This is a genomic window from Paenibacillus haidiansis (assembly GCF_036553665.1).
GTDB classification, from domain to species: Bacteria; Bacillota; Bacilli; order Paenibacillales; family Paenibacillaceae; genus Fontibacillus; species Fontibacillus haidiansis.
This window is the reverse complement of the sequence record NZ_JAZHPZ010000001.1, coordinates 447,246-464,134: the sequence shown is the minus strand read 5'-3', so window position 1 is coordinate 464,134 and position 16,889 is coordinate 447,246. Positions and strand designations below refer to the sequence as shown.

At 53.6% G+C, this 16,889-nt stretch carries 14 protein-coding genes and 2 tRNA genes; 12 read left to right on the top strand and 4 right to left on the bottom strand.

Annotated features, from left to right (window positions below; translation table 11 throughout):
- Position 1: 1 nt before the first annotated feature.
- The 3 genes from carB (at position 2) to pyrE (ending at position 4,665) form a co-directional block, all read left to right on the top strand.
- The gene (gene carB / locus V3851_RS02285; RefSeq protein ID WP_331844858.1) at positions 2–3,214 is read left to right on the top strand and encodes a carbamoyl-phosphate synthase large subunit; all 3,213 of its coding nucleotides are present in this window, start codon (positions 2–4) and stop codon (positions 3,212–3,214) included.
- A gap of 75 nt (positions 3,215–3,289) precedes the next feature.
- Positions 3,290–4,027 carry an orotidine-5'-phosphate decarboxylase gene (gene pyrF, locus V3851_RS02280; protein ID WP_331844857.1) on the top strand — a complete coding sequence of 246 codons (738 nt, stop codon included), beginning with the start codon at positions 3,290–3,292 and terminating at the stop codon, positions 4,025–4,027.
- Positions 4,024–4,665 (top strand): orotate phosphoribosyltransferase, encoded by a 642-nt coding sequence (gene pyrE / locus V3851_RS02275; RefSeq protein ID WP_331844856.1) that lies wholly within the window; start codon positions 4,024–4,026, stop codon positions 4,663–4,665. The genes pyrF and pyrE overlap by 4 nt, the downstream gene beginning before the upstream one ends.
- Positions 4,666–4,941: 276 nt before the next feature.
- On the opposite strand, the gene V3851_RS02270 is transcribed toward pyrE, so the two are convergent.
- Positions 4,942–6,555, bottom strand: a complete 1,614-nt coding sequence (locus V3851_RS02270; RefSeq protein WP_331844855.1) for an S-layer homology domain-containing protein — start codon at positions 6,553–6,555, stop codon at positions 4,942–4,944.
- A 229-nt stretch (positions 6,556–6,784) separates the two neighbouring features.
- Between V3851_RS02270 and V3851_RS02265 the strand changes: the two genes are divergently transcribed.
- The 8 genes from V3851_RS02265 (at position 6,785) to V3851_RS02230 (ending at position 14,409) form a co-directional block, all read left to right on the top strand.
- The gene (locus V3851_RS02265; protein ID WP_331844854.1) at positions 6,785–7,561 is read left to right on the top strand and encodes an ABC transporter ATP-binding protein; all 777 of its coding nucleotides are present in this window, start codon (positions 6,785–6,787) and stop codon (positions 7,559–7,561) included.
- Complete coding sequence (locus V3851_RS02260) at positions 7,524–8,609, top strand: efflux RND transporter periplasmic adaptor subunit (protein WP_331844853.1); 1,086 nt, start codon at positions 7,524–7,526, stop codon at positions 8,607–8,609. Before V3851_RS02265 ends, V3851_RS02260 begins: the two co-directional genes overlap by 38 nt.
- A complete protein-coding gene (locus V3851_RS02255; RefSeq protein WP_331844852.1) occupies positions 8,609–11,521 on the top strand; it encodes an ABC transporter permease in 2,913 nt (970 codons plus the stop codon). The genes V3851_RS02260 and V3851_RS02255 overlap by 1 nt, the downstream gene beginning before the upstream one ends.
- A gap of 4 nt (positions 11,522–11,525) precedes the next feature.
- Complete coding sequence (locus tag V3851_RS02250; protein WP_331845250.1) at positions 11,526–12,416, top strand: ABC transporter ATP-binding protein; 891 nt, start codon at positions 11,526–11,528, stop codon at positions 12,414–12,416.
- Positions 12,413–13,915: an ABC transporter substrate-binding protein gene (locus V3851_RS02245; RefSeq protein ID WP_331844851.1), complete on the top strand. Its 1,503-nt coding sequence runs from the start codon at positions 12,413–12,415 to the stop codon at positions 13,913–13,915. The genes V3851_RS02250 and V3851_RS02245 overlap by 4 nt, the downstream gene beginning before the upstream one ends.
- A gap of 106 nt (positions 13,916–14,021) precedes the next feature.
- Complete coding sequence (locus tag V3851_RS02240; RefSeq protein WP_331844850.1) at positions 14,022–14,186, top strand: hypothetical protein; 165 nt, start codon at positions 14,022–14,024, stop codon at positions 14,184–14,186.
- A gap of 57 nt (positions 14,187–14,243) precedes the next feature.
- Positions 14,244–14,317 (top strand) — tRNA-Met (locus tag V3851_RS02235).
- 18 nt (positions 14,318–14,335) lie between these two features.
- A tRNA-Ile gene (locus tag V3851_RS02230) sits at positions 14,336–14,409 on the top strand.
- A gap of 67 nt (positions 14,410–14,476) precedes the next feature.
- Here V3851_RS02230 and V3851_RS02225 read toward each other — a convergent pair.
- Positions 14,477–15,688 (bottom strand): hypothetical protein, encoded by a 1,212-nt coding sequence (locus V3851_RS02225; RefSeq protein ID WP_331844849.1) that lies wholly within the window; start codon positions 15,686–15,688, stop codon positions 14,477–14,479.
- A 231-nt stretch (positions 15,689–15,919) separates the two neighbouring features.
- Entirely contained in the window at positions 15,920–16,183 is a 264-nt protein-coding gene (locus V3851_RS02220; protein ID WP_414859244.1) for a DUF2642 domain-containing protein, read from the bottom strand.
- A gap of 182 nt (positions 16,184–16,365) precedes the next feature.
- On the opposite strand from V3851_RS02220, the gene V3851_RS02215 reads away from it, so the two are divergent.
- Positions 16,366–16,464, top strand: coding sequence for a YjcZ family sporulation protein (locus V3851_RS02215; protein WP_331844848.1), 99 nt, complete (start codon positions 16,366–16,368; stop codon positions 16,462–16,464).
- A gap of 4 nt (positions 16,465–16,468) precedes the next feature.
- On the opposite strand, the gene V3851_RS02210 is transcribed toward V3851_RS02215, so the two are convergent.
- Entirely contained in the window at positions 16,469–16,783 is a 315-nt protein-coding gene (locus V3851_RS02210) for a hypothetical protein (protein WP_331844847.1), read from the bottom strand.
- Positions 16,784–16,889 lie beyond the last annotated feature (106 nt).

Below are 16,889 nucleotides of genomic sequence, written 5' to 3'. Positions count from 1 at the left end.
CATGCCGATCAACAAAGAACTCAAGAAGATCCTCGTCATCGGTTCCGGTCCGATCGTTATCGGGCAGGCGGCGGAGTTTGATTACGCCGGCACCCAGGCCTGCCAGGCGCTGAAGGAGGAAGGCGTCGAGGTGGTGCTGATCAACAGCAACCCGGCCACGATCATGACCGATACCAATATGGCGGATAAAGTATATATCGAACCGATCACTCTGGATTTCGTGACGCAAATCATCCGTCAGGAACGCCCGGACGGATTGCTCCCGACCCTCGGCGGGCAGACCGGCCTCAATATGGCGGTTGAACTGGCCCGCGCCGGGGTGCTGGAGCGGGAAAATGTGAAGCTGCTCGGAACGCAGCTCACCTCGATCGAGAAAGCGGAAGACCGCGATCTGTTCCGCGAGCTAATGCGGGAACTGGAACAGCCGGTGCCGGAAAGCACGATCATCACTTCGGTCGAAGAAGCGCTGAAATTCGCGGATGAGATCGGCTATCCGGTCATTGTCCGTCCGGCTTACACGCTCGGCGGCACCGGCGGTGGGATTTGCGCGGACGCCGAAGAGCTGAAGGAGACGGTGGCTTCGGGGATCCGCTATAGCCCGATCGGACAATGCCTGATCGAGAAATCGATCGCGGGTATGAAGGAGATCGAATATGAAGTGATGCGCGACGCGAACGACAACTGCATCGTCGTCTGCAACATGGAGAACTTCGATCCGGTCGGCGTGCATACCGGGGACAGCATCGTGGTGGCGCCAAGCCAAACGCTGTCCGATCGAGAGTACCAAATGCTGCGCTCCGCTTCGCTGAAGATCATTCGGGCCCTGAACATCGAAGGCGGCTGCAACGTCCAGTTCGCCCTGGACCCGCAAAGCTTCCAATACTATGTGATCGAGGTCAATCCGCGGGTCAGCCGCTCCTCGGCGCTCGCTTCCAAGGCGACCGGCTATCCGATCGCGAAGATGGCGGCCAAGATCGCACTCGGCTACACGCTCGATGAAATCGTCAACCCGGTAACGGGACAAACCTACGCCTGCTTCGAGCCGACGCTCGATTATATCGTCAGCAAAATTCCGCGCTGGCCGTTCGATAAATTCGTCCATGCGAACCGCAAGCTCGGCACGCAGATGAAAGCGACCGGCGAGGTCATGGCGATCGGCCGGACATTTGAAGAGTCGATTCATAAAGCGGTCCGCTCCCTGGAAATCGGTACGCACCGCCTTTACTTGAAAGGGGCGAATCAGCTTGATACGGAGACACTGAACAAACGCCTGATCAAGGCGGACGATGAACGGCTGTTCCTCATCGCCGAAGCGTTCCGCCGCGGCTACAGCTTGCAGCAGATCCAGGATTTAACTCAAATCGACTGGTGGTTCCTGGATAAAATCGAAGGTTTGGTGAAATTCGAACGCAAAATCGCCGCCGAGAAGGAACTGACTTACGAAACGCTGTATGAAGCCAAACGGCTCGGTTTTACGGACCGTGCGATCGCGGAGCTGCGCGCCGCCGGAGGGCTGTCGGGTACGCACTTGACCGAGCAAAGCGTGACGCTGCTTCGGAAGGAGCATGGCCTGCGTCCTGTATACAAAATGGTCGATACCTGCGCGGCCGAATTCGAGGCTTCCACGCCTTACTACTACTCGACGTATGAGACCGAGAACGAAGTCATCCATACAGATAAAGAGAAGATTGTCGTTCTGGGTTCCGGCCCGATCCGGATCGGGCAAGGGATCGAGTTCGACTACTCCACCGTGCACGCGGTGTGGGCGATTCAGAAGGCGGGCTACGAGGCCGTCATCATCAACAACAATCCGGAGACGGTATCCACCGACTTCAACACTTCGGACCGGCTGTATTTCGAGCCGCTCTTCTTCGAAGATGTCATGAACGTGATCGAGCAGGAAAAACCGGTCGGCGTCATCGTCCAATTCGGCGGACAAACGGCCATTAATCTGGCGGCGCCGCTGGAAGCCGCCGGGGTGCGCATTCTTGGTACGTCGCTGGAAAGCATCGACGAAGCGGAGGACCGCAAGCGGTTCGAAGCCCTGCTCTCCAGACTCCATATCGCCCAGCCGAAAGGCAGCACGGTGACCTCGGTCGACGAAGCGGTCGGCACGGCCCAGTCGCTCGGTTATCCGGTGCTGGTGCGTCCGTCCTACGTCCTCGGCGGACGGGCGATGGAAATCGTTTACTCCGACAAGGAGCTCCTGATGTATATGGAAGAGGCGGTCAATATCAATCCGGAGCATCCGGTGCTGATCGACCGCTACATGCTCGGCAAGGAAGTCGAAGTGGACGCGATCTGCGACGGCGAAACGGTGCTCATCCCGGGCATCATGGAGCATGTCGAACGGGCGGGCGTACACTCCGGCGACTCGATCGCGGTATATCCGCCACAGTATCTGTCCACCGAACTCAAAGAGAAGATCGTCGATATTACGATCAAGATCGCCAAGGAGCTTAAAACCATCGGTCTCGTCAACATCCAGTTCGTTATCTACAAGAACGAGGTGTACGTGATCGAGGTCAATCCGCGTTCCTCGCGGACGGTTCCGTTCCTGAGCAAAGTGACGAATATTCCGATGGCGAATGTGGCCACGAAATGCATTCTCGGCGCGAAGCTGAAGGATCTGGGCTACCGGGAAGGCTTATGGCCGGAAAGCGAGCAGGTCTCGGTTAAAGTACCGGTGTTCTCCTTCGCCAAACTGCGCCGGGTCGAACCGACGCTCGGACCGGAGATGAAATCGACCGGCGAGGTGATGGGCCGCGATCCGCAATACGCCAAGGCGCTGTATAAGGGCCTGATCGGGGCAGGGATGAAAATCCCGTCCACGGGCGCGATCATCGCCACGGTGGCGGATAAAGATAAAGAAGAAGCGGTGGAATTGCTGCGCGGCTTCTACAATCTCGGTTACAAGATTATCGCTACGGACGGAACGGCCGCGGCCCTGCTTAAAGCGGGTATTCACGTCACGACCGTGCACAAGCTGACCGAGGGTGTCCCGAACATTCTTGACTTGATCCGCAACGGGGAAGCGCACTTCGTGATCAACACGCTGACCAAAGGCAAAGAGCCGGAGCGCGACGGCTTCCGGATTCGCCGGGAAGCGGTCGAGAACGGAATCGTATGTATGACTTCGCTGGATACGGTGCGCGCATTGCTGAACATGCTGGAGACGATCAACTTCTCCTCCCAGGCGATGCCTACACCGTAACGAGATTCGATGATAAAATAGGCGGCTCCGTTTGCTTCGGCTTCGGGGCCGCTAAGTGTGAGAAGGAGAAGAGACATGGCGCATTCTTATGAACAGGCCGCGGGGAAACTGATGGTGGCGCTTGATTTTCCGACGGCGGAGCAAGCCAGAGGGCTTATCGAATCCCTGGAGGGAATCCCCTGCTACATGAAAGTCGGGATGCAGCTCTTTTATACGGGCGGTCCCGATTTTGTCAGGGAGTTGAAGTCGAAAGGGTACTCGGTGTTTCTGGATCTGAAAATGCATGATATCCCCAATACGGTCAAAGGCGGGGCGAACAGCATCACCCGGCTTGGCGTCGACATGTTCAATGTGCATGCGGCCGGCGGGCTAAAAATGATGAGCGCGGCCTTAGACGGCGTTGTATCGGCTTTGGAGAGCGACTCGGCACTCAAGCGGCCGCTGCTTATCGCGGTTACCCAATTGACGAGCACAAACCGGGATACGCTGAACCGGGAAATTGGCATTCCGGGGACCGTGGAAGATGCGGTGCTGTCCTATGCGGCCCTGACCAAAGAAGCGGGACTTGACGGTGTCGTCGCTTCTCCTTTGGAAGTACACGCCATTAAAGGACAATGCGGGGCCGGCTTCATTACGGTGACGCCGGGGATCCGTCCGGCGGGAGTTGACGCCGGGGACCAGTCACGGACGCTGACGCCGCGGGAAGCGATTGCTCAAGGAACGGATTATATCGTCGTCGGCCGCCCGATTACCGCGGCGGTGAAGCCGCGCGAAGCAGCGGAACAAATTATTGGGGAGATGATGCAAGCATGATGAATACGGAGAAAATCGCGAGCGAAATCGCCGAACGTTTGCTGGACATTGGAGCGGTGGCGCTGCGCCCGCATCAGCCTTTTACCTGGACATCCGGCATTAAATCGCCGATCTATTGCGATAACCGGCTGACGATGTCCTATCCTGACATTCGCGATTTTATCGCCGAATCTTTTGCGGAGGTCATCCGCGAGGCTTATCCTGGAGCGGAAGTGGTTGCGGGTACGGCGACCGCGGGCATCCCGCATGCGGCGTTCGTCGCCCAAAAGCTCGGACTGCCGATGGCTTATATCCGTGACAAAGCCAAGGGGCACGGCAAGGAGAATCAAATCGAAGGCTTGATCAAGCCCGGCCAACAAGTTATCGTCATCGAAGATTTGATCTCCACCGGCGGCAGCTCGATCAAAGCCGCCCAGGCCGTCCGGGAAGCCGGCGCCGAGGCGCTCGGCGTCCTCGCCATCTTCAGCTACCAGCTCGACAAGGCGGTTCGAGCCTTTGCAGAGGCGGGAATCGCGCTGCAAACTTTGTCCAACTACGGCGCTTTAATCGAGGTAGCGGCCCGGCGCGGCGTCATCAAGCAGGAGGACTTGGCCCTGCTGCAATCATGGCGTGAGGACCCGGCTTCCTTCGGGAAATGAAAGGCCATAGCCTGCCGGCGATCCTAAGCTAACGAACTGGAAACACGTTATCGCATCCATTGAGACGGATTTCAAAATCTAAAGCACTGAGGAGCCCTTATTCTTGCGATTTTCGCTCAAGCAGCGGCACATTTTACGAAATAAGGATGAACGGGTTCGTTACATTTTCAAACGGCTAGTTTCCGGACCATTAGTGGCGTCAGGATTCGTTAGATTGCCGTAACAATTAAAAGCCCGCAGAACTTTTGTTCTGCGGGTTTTATGTCGTTAAAATGCTTACTGCTGCGCCCTGATCGCCGCGTACTTCGCGGCGTTGCGCAGCGCCGGCCAGATTTCCGGCACTTCCCCGCCGATGCTCCAATAGGCGAACCCGGCGACGCCGTGCTCCATCGCCATGCCATATTTCCGCGAGAGGGAGCGGGACTCTTCGAGCCAGATCCGGTGTATGCTCCCGGCCGAGCTGTACTCGGCCGTATACTGCCCGAGCGTGCCGTTCCATTTCGGTTTCAGACCAAGCTGTCGAACTTGCTGAATCTGCGCCGCCAGCGTCAAATCCTCGGAGGCGGCGGTGGCGCCTTTACTGTTTACAGTCCAGTCCCGGGTATATAAGGGCATGCCCAATATGATCTTGGATGACGAGACCTTGCTCAGCAAGGTTTTCAGACCGTTCTCAACCCAGGCCAGTGAAGACACGGAGCCGGCCGCGCCGCCCGACCAATGCTCGTCATAACCCATTAGCACGATATAATCGGCGCTTTTTCCCAAGGCGGCGTAGTCGAAGGCTTCCGTCCAGTCGGTCCCGAGATCGGGAGAGACATCGACCGACAGGACCATACCCTTGGCGTGCAGCTGCCGGGACAGCTCGGCCACGAACGAAGTAAAAGCCTCCCTATCGGCGCCGCCGATATTCTCAAAGTCCAGGTTGATGCCTTGAATTCCGCTGGCTGCCGCCGAGGTTACGACAGTGGTAATCGCGGAGGAGGTTTTCCCCGGCGAGGACAGAAGCGCGTGGGTGTTTTCCATATTCAAGCGGTTGCCGAACATGGCCCAGACCTGTTTCCCGTTCTGTCTGGTCCAAGCGGACAGAGAAGGCACACTATAATCCGTAATGCCGCCGTCTTGATTCAAAAAGAACCACCGCGGCGATAGGACATTGATATTTGATTTCAGAATGGACGCTTTGTATTCGGCATCGGTTTGATCATACTGCCAGCCGATCTGAATGCTTGGCTCGGCCTCGGCCGCCAGCTTCGATGCCAATTCTTCGCTTTGCAGCAACCGGTCCAGAATGACCGCGATTTCCGCCCTCGTCAAAGATTGCGCCGGATAGAAGCGACCGTCGCTTCCCTCCATAAGGCCGAGACTTTTCATTGCCGCCACCGACGGACGGGCCCAAGCGGCGATCGCGGCATCGTCCCGATATCCGGTACGGATGCCCGCGTTATTCGTTCCCTCCGCATTCTCGGCCAAAATCCGAATGATCCACACCGCCGCTTCCTGTCTTGTAACCGGCTGGGAAGGGGCGAAGCTGCCGCCGCCTTTTCCTTCTGTCAACCCGAGTTCTGTCGAGGCCTGAACCTGGGCGTAATACCAGGCTCTGCTGCCGACATCTATGTATGCGGGGACCGGGGATGCGACGGGCTCCAAGCCCAGCAGCCGGTTGATCGTAACGAGAAATTCCGGGCGGGTTATCGGCTTGGATGGCGAAAAGAGAGATTCCGAGGTTCCGTTCATTATCCGCTGTTCGTAGAGCCTGATGATAGATTCTTTAGCAAAGCTCTGATCGATATCCGTGAAGGGCAGTTCTTTTCCGAATACGGGAAGCTTCGGCTGTAGGACTGCCGCCGATAGGAGGATGAGCAGGGCGAGAGCCGTTCTGATGGACTTCATGGTGCTTGCCTCTTTTCCAAAAAATAATAGGAACCACCATAATGCTATCAAAAAGGTTAAAATCTATCAGCGCTCAAATTATGGAAAAAATATATCAATATCGTAAAATTGTTTGTAACTTTTTGGCATGTTATTTCGTTTATAATGCAAGGCGGAAGGATACATAGATTTGCCATTTTCTCTGTTTAAAGCCGCATACAAAAATTGAAATCTAGGAGACCGATATAAGATGATGCGATGGCTTCGCAAACCAGTTCAGCGTGAAGAAACCACGGTACTTTCCGAGACCGCGGCGGCGGAAGAAATCCGCCGGGCGGATGAGTCGGTACCCGGAGCCCCGATTCTGACCGTGCGCGACGTGCACCGTTCTTTTCCGGTGGGAGGAGGAGAAATCCATGTACTGAAAGGCATCAACATGGAGGTGCGGGCCGGCCAGCTCGCGATGCTCAAGGGAAGATCGGGCTCGGGTAAAACGACACTGCTCAATATGCTCGGCGGCTTGGATCAGCCTACATCGGGGGAGATCCGGTTTAGGGATCAGCCGCTGCACGAATTAAACGACGACCAAAGAACGATGCTACGCCGCGACCAGATCGGCTTCATTTTTCAGGCATACGCGCTGCTCCCGCTGCTGTCCGCCTGGGAAAATGTCGAGCTTTCGCTGCGGATGGCGGGCGTTCCGGCGCAGGAATGGAAGCCCCGGGTGACGCACTGCCTGGAGCTCGTGGGACTCGGAAAGCGGATGTTTCACCGTCCGTTCGAACTCTCTGGGGGGGAACAGCAGCGGGTTGCCATCGCCAAGGCGATAGCGCACCGGCCCAAATTGCTGCTGGCGGATGAGCCGACGGCGAATCTGGACTCGCAAATGGGCGCACAGGTAATGGCCGTATTCAGAAACATTATACATACGGAGCAAATGACGATTTGCATGACTACTCACGATCCTACAATCTTGGAGGTAGCTGACCATGTTTACGAAATGGCGGATGGAAGATTTATCGAATAGGAAAAGAAAGTTCGGCCGGAGCCTGGGGGTATTGACATTATGTCTGGCCATCGCGGCTTCGGCGTCGGGCTGCGGACTGCTGCCGGACGAAGACGAGGAAGAGGTGCTGCCGGTCATTACGCCGCCTACGGTTTCGAAGAAACCGGAATACGAGGTGCGCTCGGAGACGATCGAGCTCAGCGTCAGCGCCGTGGGCAAGCTGATGAGCCAGCGGGAAGAGCCACTTTATTTCACCGAGGACGATCTCCATATCAAAGAGGTCAAGGTGAAGGCCGGAGACAAGGTGAATAAGGGCGATGTCCTGGTCGAACTGGATGTCGAAGATTTGCAGAAGGAGCTCCGCAAAAAGCGGCTTGATTTCCGCGAACAGGAAATCAACATGAAGGAGACGCTGCGGACGAGAGAAGAAATGGAAGAGGTCGAGTTTGAGAAAGCGGTCATCGTGTTTGAAGAGCAGCGGCAGGAACTCACCGACCTGGAGCAAAGAATCGCGAACGGAACGCTTACGGCTCCGTTTGCGGGTACGATTGTATCCATGAGCGCCAAGAAGGGCGATTCCATAGAAGCCTATAAATCGCTCGGAATCATTTCCGATACGTCTTCACTGGTCGTCGCGGCTTCTTTTGCCAAGGAGGATCTGGAGAAAATTTCGGTCGGGATGGGCGCGAAGGTTGACATCAATGCCGCAGGCGAATTTACGGGTAAAGTGAAAGCGATGCCGATAAGCACGTCTTCCGACGACGAGAATGGCGAGAACGTACCGGATAGCGACTCGATCGACAAATATCTGATCGTGGAGCTCGATAAGTGGCCCGAGGGCGTCGAACGCGGGCGTCAGCTCAGCGTCTCCATTGTCACCCAGCGCAAGGAGAACGCCGTGCTGATTCCGATATCGGCTTTACGGTCGATCGGATCGCGGACTTATGTGCAGGTGATCGAAGACGACGGCACGAAGCGCGAGGCCGATGTGGAGGTCGGAATGCAAACATCGACGGACGTCGAAATCCTTAAAGGACTCGAGCCGGGACAGAAAGTAGTGGGTCGCTGATGGGTGTTCCGCTGCTGAGATTATTGTTCCGCAAAATGTGGAACACCAAATGGCTGACGCTAAGCACTCTGCTTGGCCTGATTGTCGCGGTGTCGTTTACGGTCAGCATCCCGCTGTATTCGGACGGCGCGCTGAAAAGGGTCGTATCGACGACGTTGAAGGCGGAAAGCGAGGGACTTCCCGCCGGCTCGCTCGTGATGAGCTATCAGGCCGCAGGGGGCGCCAAGACGGACTTGGCCAGCCTGGAAGCGGTAAATCAGTATATTGTCGAATCCGTTCCCGAAGAGATCGGATTTCCGTTCCAAACTTATGTCAATACCCGGTCCATTCGCGGGACCGAGGTTTATCCCGAGGATCCGACCAAGGTTGACGCCAGCCGGACGAGAACGATGGGCATTTCCTCGATGAGCGGGCTTGCGGATCATGTTTCGGTCACGGGTGGACAGAAGTTCTCCGACAAGACCGAAGGAAATATGATAGAAGCGATGATGCTCGAAGAGGCGATGTACCGTCAGGATTTGCATGTCGGCGATGTCATGGAATATCCGGTGTACAGCGGTGTGGACATTACGTTGAAAGTCAAAATCGTCGGCGTTTTCCAACCGCTTGACGCTACCGATCCTTATTGGTACCAGGGACTTGAAGGGATGATGAACAGCTTCTATGTGAGCGACGGGGCTTTTAATGACGGGCTCTTGAAGCAGTTGAACATTCCGCTGCACAACACAAGCTGGTACTATGCGTTCGACCTGAGGGAGATCAAAACGAGTCAGCTGTCGCCGCTGTCGGGCACGCTTGACCGGCTTAATATCGAGCTGTATCAGAAGCTGAAGGATACGAAGGTGGATATCTCCTTCGGCAGCCTGCTGGAGGAATTCCGCAAGCAAAGCCTGCAAATGCAGACGCTGCTGTTTACGCTGGCGGCCCCGATGATCGCCATGGTGTTCTATTTTATCGTCATGAACGCCCGCCAGTCGCTCGACAAGCAGCAAAGCGATATCGCCGTCCTGCGCAGCCGGGGAGCTTCCACCAATCAAATTATTTTCATCTATTTGCTGGAAGGTTTGATATTGGGGGGGATTTCGCTGATCGCCGGACCGCTGCTGGGCTGGTTTATGTCCAAAAGCATCGGCTCCGCGGACGGATTCCTCGCTTTCGTCAACCGGAAATCGATCCCGGTCGGCTTTAATTTCGATGCGCTGGTGCTCGGCGCGGCGGCTGTCGTCATCGCTATCCTTGCGACGCTGCTGCCCGCGATTTCGTACGCCCGTTCCTCGATCGTCAACGCGAAGCAGAAACAGGCGCGCTCCGATCAGCGCCCGGGATGGCAGCGCTGGTTCATTGACATATTGCTGATGGCGCTGGCCGGGTACGGCTACTATCTGTTCTATGAACGCCAGATGCTGACGTTCCAGACCGGAATGACCACGGACCAACTCCAGGTTCAGCCGTTCCTGTTCTTCGTGCCGGCGCTCGCGATATTCTCGATCGGCTTGTTTTTCCTGCGTGTATTCCCGTGGCTGCTCAAGCTGATCGGCTGGATCGGCAAAAAATGGCTGCCCGTGCCGTATTATCTGAGCTTGACGCAGCTGTCGCGGTCGGCATCATCCTACTATCCGCTGATGATTCTGCTCGTGCTGACGCTCGGGCTCGGCGTATATAACGCTTCGGCCGCGCGGACGATCGATTTGAACTCCACGGAACGAACGCTGTATAAGTACGGTACGGATGTGATTATGCAAACCGTCTGGGAAGCGACGCCCGATTTGTCGCAGAACCGGCAGCCAGGCTCTTCCGGCCAAGGCTCGGGCCAAGGCGGGTCCGGCGGTTCGGGGGCAGGCGGCGGTCAAGGCGGAGCCGGCGGCGGCCAAGGAGGCGGACCGGGCGGAGGCCAGGGCCAGCAGCCGACCAAGCTGATCTATTCCGAGCCCCCGTTCGAGGTATTCCGTGAACTTGAAGGGGTGGAGCATGCCGCGCGTGTGCTGCAAACCAAGGGCAATATCATCATCTCTGGCCGCTCGGCGGGCCAAGGCAACTTGATGGGGATCGACAACGTCGATTTTGCCAAAGTCGCCTGGTTCCGGAACGATCTGTTCCCGGCGCATCCTTACCAGTATCTCAACCTGCTCGGCATGAACGAGAGTGCGGCGCTGGTGCCGTCCAATCTTGCCGAGAAATATTCGCTCAAGCCGGGAGATATCTTTACGGTTTCGTTGGGCGAAGCTTCGATCGACTTCGCGGTTTACGGCATCTTGCCTTATTGGCCGAGTCAATACCCTGACGAGAAGCCGTTCATTGTCGCGAATCTGGATTATATTTACGATCAATCTCCGCTGATCCCTTACGAGGTCTGGCTGAAAATGAAGCCGGAAGCCAAGGTGGGGCCGCTGATGACCAAACTGAGCGAACAGGGCGTCGATCTGTACTCGGTGAAGGACGTCCGCAGCGAGCTTGCCGCGCAGAACAAACAGCCGACCCGCGGCGGCGTCTTCGGAATACTTAGCTTGGGCTTTATCGTATCGGTCATCGTATCGCTGATCGGTTACGTGCTCTATTGGTTCTTTAATCTTTCCGGCCGGGTAGTTCAGTTCGGCATCCTCCGCGCGATGGGGCTGTCCCGGAAGCAGTTGACGTTCATGCTGCTTACCGAGCAGATTCTCACCGCCGGGCTGTCGATTGTTCTAGGTATCGTCATCGGCAAGGTGGCCGGCAAGCTGTATTTGCCGTTCCTGCAAACGACGGACAATGTCACGACCCAGGTGCCGCCGTTCCGGATTATTTTCAACTCATCGGATACGATGAAGCTTTATGTGGTAGTGCTGGTGATGCTGATTATGGGAGCGAGTCTGCTGTTCTGGCAAATCAGACGGCTGCGCGTCCATCAGGCCGTGAAGATGGGGGAGGAGCGGTAAGATGATGATCCATTGCGAAGGACTAGTCAAAATTTTTAAATCCGAAGATATCGAGGTCGTCGCGCTCCAAGGGCTCAATTTAACGGTCGAGCAAGGCGAAATGATGGCGATTATCGGCAACAGCGGCAGCGGCAAATCGACGCTGCTGAATATCCTCGGCGGACTCGACCGGCCCTCTGCCGGTCAGGTCCAGGTCGGGGAGTGGGATCTGCTTAAGATCCGCGACGACCAGCTCGTGGAGTATAAGCGCAATACCGTCGGTTTTGTCTGGCAAAATAACGCGCGCAATCTATTGCCGTATTTGACGGCGCTGGAAAACGTCGAAATGCCGATGCTGTTATCGGGGAAGCTGGACCGGGCCTATGCCAAACAGCTGCTTGAATGGGTCGGGCTAAAGGATCGGATGCACAACAAGCTGCACCAGCTCTCCGGCGGGGAACAGCAGCGCGTGGCGATCGCCATCTCCCTGTCGAACCGGCCGAAAATGCTGCTGGCGGACGAACCGACCGGTTCGGTCGACACGGCGACTTCGGACCAGATTATGAATATTTTCCGGGAGGTCAACCGGGAACTCGGCATTACAATCGTGATCGTTACTCACGATCTGGCGCTGGCCGGGAAGGTGGACCGCGTCGTGGCGATCCGCGACGGTTTAACGAGCACGGAGTTTGTCAAACGGAATCCGAATCTCGATCTGGCAGCGGGAGACGGCGGGTTTGGCGGCGGCTTGCAGGAAGTGCACGAAGCGTTTGTGGTCGTGGACCGGGCCGGGCGGCTCCAGGTACCTAAAGAGTATTTGGAAGCCGTTGGCATCGGCGGGCGTGCAAGCATGGAATTTGACGGTGAGAAAATCGTCATTACGGCACCGAAATCATTGGAGGGGGACAAATCATGACGAAGAGCAGGTTTGGACGGTTGCGGAAGGCCGTCACGGTTTCGCTTACCGCCATCTTGGCATTAAGCGTGATGGCGGGCTGCACCGGCGGCAAAGCCGCGGACAAAGGGGAAGAAAAGGTGCTGCGCATCGGGGTGCTGTACGGCAGTACGGACGATTCCTGGTTCCGTCAGCAGTATACGGATATTTTTGAATATGCGAATCCGAATGTCAAAATCGAGATCGTCCCTGCGGTCGATCAAAACCAGTACCGTTATAATGACGGCACAGAACCTTATGTGCAGCCGGACTATCTGGAAAGCATGAAAAAGATTATGACCGGCAGCAACCCGGTAGACGTCGTAGTTGCGGATACCTCCGTGCTGAAGCAGTTGATTCAGGAAAATCTGCTCAAACAGCTAGATCCGCTGATTCAGGAAGATAAATTTGATACGTCCGATTTTGTCCCTTCCGTTCTGGACGGACTCAAGGATTTGGGGGACGGCAATCTGTACGCTTTGACGCCTTCCTTCTCGTCATCGGCCCTCTTTTATAATAAGAAGATTTTTACCGATGCGGGCGTAGAGCCTCCATCCGACAAATCGACTTGGGACGATATCTTCGCCAAAGCCCGTCTCGTTGCGAGCGGGGAGGGCAAAGACAGAATTTACGGCTTCTCGTTCAACCGTTATCAAGGTAACGATCCTTATTGGGATATGCAATATAGCTATATCAACAGTTTGCAGTTGAAAACGTTCGACGATAAGGCGGAAACGATGACCGTGGATTCGCCGCAATGGATTAAAGTATGGGAAGCGATCAGCAAATTGTCGAAAGACAAGATTATTCCCGACAGCAACAGCGGCATGAACGGCAACGAACCGTGGACCGCGGTCAGCGGCGATTTGTTCCTGTCCGGCAAGGTGGCTATGACGATCGGAGAAAGCTACTATATCAATGAAATCGCCGACGCCAACAACAATGCTTCCAAGATCAAAAACTTCACTCCTGTCGATTGGGATGTCGTAACCTCTCCGGTTCATGCCGAAAAACCGGACATCGGAGGCAACGTCTATTTCAACAACACGTTTTCCATCAACAGCAGCGCTCCGAATGCCGATACGGCATGGGAATATGTCAGGTTCATCAACGGCGAAGAATACGCGAAGCTGAAATCGCGGAGTAATACGTACGAAATGGTGTCGCGTAAATCCTACATTCAGCCGAAGCAAGGATTGTCGTACAATATCCAGGCGTTCTATCTGCTTAAGCCGCTCCCGCCGAGCGATCCGAAGGCCGACAAAATGATGTCCGAGAAGCCGGGGCTTTATAACATTACCAATATCGGGCGGAATTATTTCCAACAGGTGCTGGATAATAAGAAAACACCGGAAGAAGCGCTTAAGGAATGGGCGGAAAAAGGCAACAAAATGCTGCAGGAGATCAAGCTGAATCCGAAAACGCAATTCCAGGAGGACGGCACACCTTTCGTCCCCGAGGATAGCGGAGTCAAATATTAACAGTGAAGCCGCCGATTGAATCGGCGGCTTTTTTTGCGGATTATTGGGTAATCTATAGGTAAGGAAGAACAATTATCAACCATATACTTAGAAAGGAGCCATAAACATGCGTTGGGTCTATTTTAATAAATTATACAGAACCAAATTTCAAGCGGGCTGCCTGGCAAGACGATTGGAGCATGACGGGTGGATCTACGGATTCGACGAGATGAGGGCGATTGAAATCTTCCGATCCCGCCGCGGAAAATACGGCGTCAGATTTATCCCTTGAGCCTCTTGACGTGACATGCCATATTCGTGTATATTAATAAATGTCGCTATTTAATGACGCGGGGTGGAGCAGCCCGGTAGCTCGTCGGGCTCATAACCCGAAGGCCGCAGGTTCAAATCCTGCCCCCGCAATTTTATTTTCCGGTATCCGGGCCCTTAGCTCAGTTGGTTAGAGCGGTCGGCTCATAACCGATTGGTCACAGGTTCGAGTCCTGTAGGGCCCATAACGCTGAGAACCCCTTGCGCTGCAAGGGGGTTTTTGCTTTTTAAATGGTTGATAGAATTGATAAATTATTCCGTTATCTGAACGGTTGAAACGGCCAGAAGCACCGCATTAGTCGTTCCGCCGCCGATATTATCGAAAGAGTAGAGCGATGTCGGAACGCCGCGCATCGTTACGAAATCACCGTCTAGAATATCCCCGGTCGATCCATTATAAATGCCGACGATAGAGTTATCGTTCTCATCCATAATATGAATTTCGGCTATTGTGCCTACATCGGTTTCTTCTTCCTGGATTTGAACAACATATCCGCTGACTTTCACCATTTTATCAAGATAAGGGGCAACATTTTTGAACAGGTGGCGCGAAGTTATACTTACATCCACTTCGGATTCCGCTTTGTTTTTTAACTCGGCGGAACCTGCAGGGAACAGCTCCGAATGTTCGACTATGTAATCATAGGTTTTCTGATCCAGCTCACCGCCGGTATAAGACAATGTAAGGGTATCCATTATGTCGGCAGCGAGGGTTTCTTCCGAGAAGGCTTGTTCATTCGCAGAGGCCTGTTCAACGTCTTCCGCTGAATTAGCTTCTTCATAAATCTCAAAAGTTTCAACCACTTGAGTAATTAAATCTTCTCCGATAGCATTATAAGATTCCTTTGATAAGGAGATGGAAACTGTGAAAACCTTAGAGCTTGTTGGTGCGATATATTGAATCAGAACGACTTTGGTTCCCATGCTGTGGTCGTATTCACCAGTAAAAATCCCTGCATCAATTCCGGGGAAATCTACTTCCTCAAACCCAAGCTTTTGGAAATTACTCATTCCTGTAGCTTCTTCATTTTGACTAAAGTAATTTGAGGTGATTTCTGCAATTTTTTCGGCAGACGTTTCCTGGGTTGAGTTTGGTTCAACCCCTACACTGAGATTGTCCGCAAATGGATTTGTAGAATGATTGTCTCTCACGGCCACTTTGATCAAAGGATTATTTAATTCTCCCAAATCCTCCAAATTAACTTGTTCCCAGCTATCCGGGTAATTTACCGAAAATTCGTCCGTGGAAAACGTTGTGTAACTCATCTGAGGAACAGTTTCTGATTTGACTTCGGATTCGGATGTTGTCGCAGGTTCATTATTTCCGGATTCGCTTGTACCGGAATCGTTGCTGCATCCGACAAGGGCAAGGGCAAAAATTAAAATACATACAAATTTTTTCACAGGAATTCTTCCTTCATCTTTCCCCATCGGTTGGGGGATTTGCTCCAATATCTGCTCCACTCTTCCTAAGTAACTCCGGGAACGCTTCACCACCTGTTTGAATTTTTGCTCATTGGAAATATAAAGAAATGGGTTTACAGGATGTATTACGAACCCACCGCGAAAAAGTAGCAAATGTTTTTCATTTTCGACAGAGCGGGCTTATGAAAATCGAAATAGCACAGAGAGTTTTATCTACTTACGGAATAACCCCCCTTGCGAGGCAAGGGGGGTGCGTCTTAAATAAGTAAATTAGTCCGGCATAATCCAGACGATTTCGGCAATGCGGACGAAAAACTTCTTATGTCTTTCTTCCAGCACGACATGATCCTGTTTCACTTCAACAACACATCCGTCTAGTCTCCCGCGAGTGGTTTCCAGAATGACAACTCTCCCTATCAAGGACACTAAAGCTTCGACCACGCAGCGGTCAACCGGATTGACAACGACGGCTTGAGGCATGCTGGGCATATAAGGCGTGTTGGACATGGGATGCATCATCGGATAATTATTCAAAAAAACTCCTCCTAATTAATCTATACAACATTTTATGCAGATGTCTATAAAACAATTGGGCGTCAGGCCAAAACCAAAACGGCGAATCAAATAATTTGTGTCTTTGGGTAACAGTCCATACGCGAATGGCTGTAGTTACATATTACTGGAGTGAAAGCTGATTTTATCAAGGAGGGAAGCAAATGGGTGAATGTAAAGGTTATGGTGGAGCATACACTTCTACTGCAGTCATTTTGGTGCTTTACATTTTGTTGGTCATTGTTCTGAGAACGTTCTATTGATTAATTAAGTGTATAACAAAGTAATAACAAGCAATTCATAAAGTACAAGGGGCAAAATAACGTCATTGTAGGAAGGACCACCAAAGAATGCGCGGTTTGCTCCTTGATTCGGAACGGCCAAGTACAACAATCCTTTGTCAAAATTCATAATTCTTCCGGTAATGACTTGGCCATCCATCGTTTTCACTTGAATCCAATGGTTCATATGCCGTTTGCAAATCTCGTGCATGTGGTTCCTGACGGATGTTAAGTTTTGAATCAGATTGTTGTCCGCCTGATACAGTACCTGTTGCGGATAACCGTTATACTGAAGACTCATTGTAATTAAATCCTCCTTATTCGTAGCAAGTAGTGATTCATCATATGCCTATTGCGATTTATGCGTTCGGACTTAAGGAAACTTTCAACTGTTATTCATGCTGTTT

Excerpts from the sequence above, each read along its gene's own strand:
- V3851_RS02245 (WP_331844851.1), top strand. The coding sequence starts at position 12,413 with ATGACGAAGAGCAGGTTTGGACGGTTGCGGAAGGCCGTCACGGTTTCG.
- V3851_RS02265 (WP_331844854.1), top strand. The coding sequence starts at position 6,785 with ATGATGCGATGGCTTCGCAAACCAGTTCAGCGTGAAGAAACCACGGTA.
- V3851_RS02260 (WP_331844853.1), top strand. The coding sequence starts at position 7,524 with ATGTTTACGAAATGGCGGATGGAAGATTTATCGAATAGGAAAAGAAAG.
- carB (WP_331844858.1), top strand. The coding sequence starts at position 2 with ATGCCGATCAACAAAGAACTCAAGAAGATCCTCGTCATCGGTTCCGGT.
- V3851_RS02240 (WP_331844850.1), top strand. The coding sequence starts at position 14,022 with ATGCGTTGGGTCTATTTTAATAAATTATACAGAACCAAATTTCAAGCG.
- V3851_RS02210 (WP_331844847.1), bottom strand. The coding sequence starts at position 16,783 with ATGAGTCTTCAGTATAACGGTTATCCGCAACAGGTACTGTATCAGGCG.
- V3851_RS02215 (WP_331844848.1), top strand. The coding sequence starts at position 16,366 with ATGGGTGAATGTAAAGGTTATGGTGGAGCATACACTTCTACTGCAGTC.
- V3851_RS02270 (WP_331844855.1), bottom strand. The coding sequence starts at position 6,555 with ATGAAGTCCATCAGAACGGCTCTCGCCCTGCTCATCCTCCTATCGGCG.
- V3851_RS02255 (WP_331844852.1), top strand. The coding sequence starts at position 8,609 with ATGGGTGTTCCGCTGCTGAGATTATTGTTCCGCAAAATGTGGAACACC.
- V3851_RS02250 (WP_331845250.1), top strand. The coding sequence starts at position 11,526 with ATGATCCATTGCGAAGGACTAGTCAAAATTTTTAAATCCGAAGATATC.
- pyrE (WP_331844856.1), top strand. The coding sequence starts at position 4,024 with ATGATGAATACGGAGAAAATCGCGAGCGAAATCGCCGAACGTTTGCTG.
- pyrF (WP_331844857.1), top strand. The coding sequence starts at position 3,290 with ATGGCGCATTCTTATGAACAGGCCGCGGGGAAACTGATGGTGGCGCTT.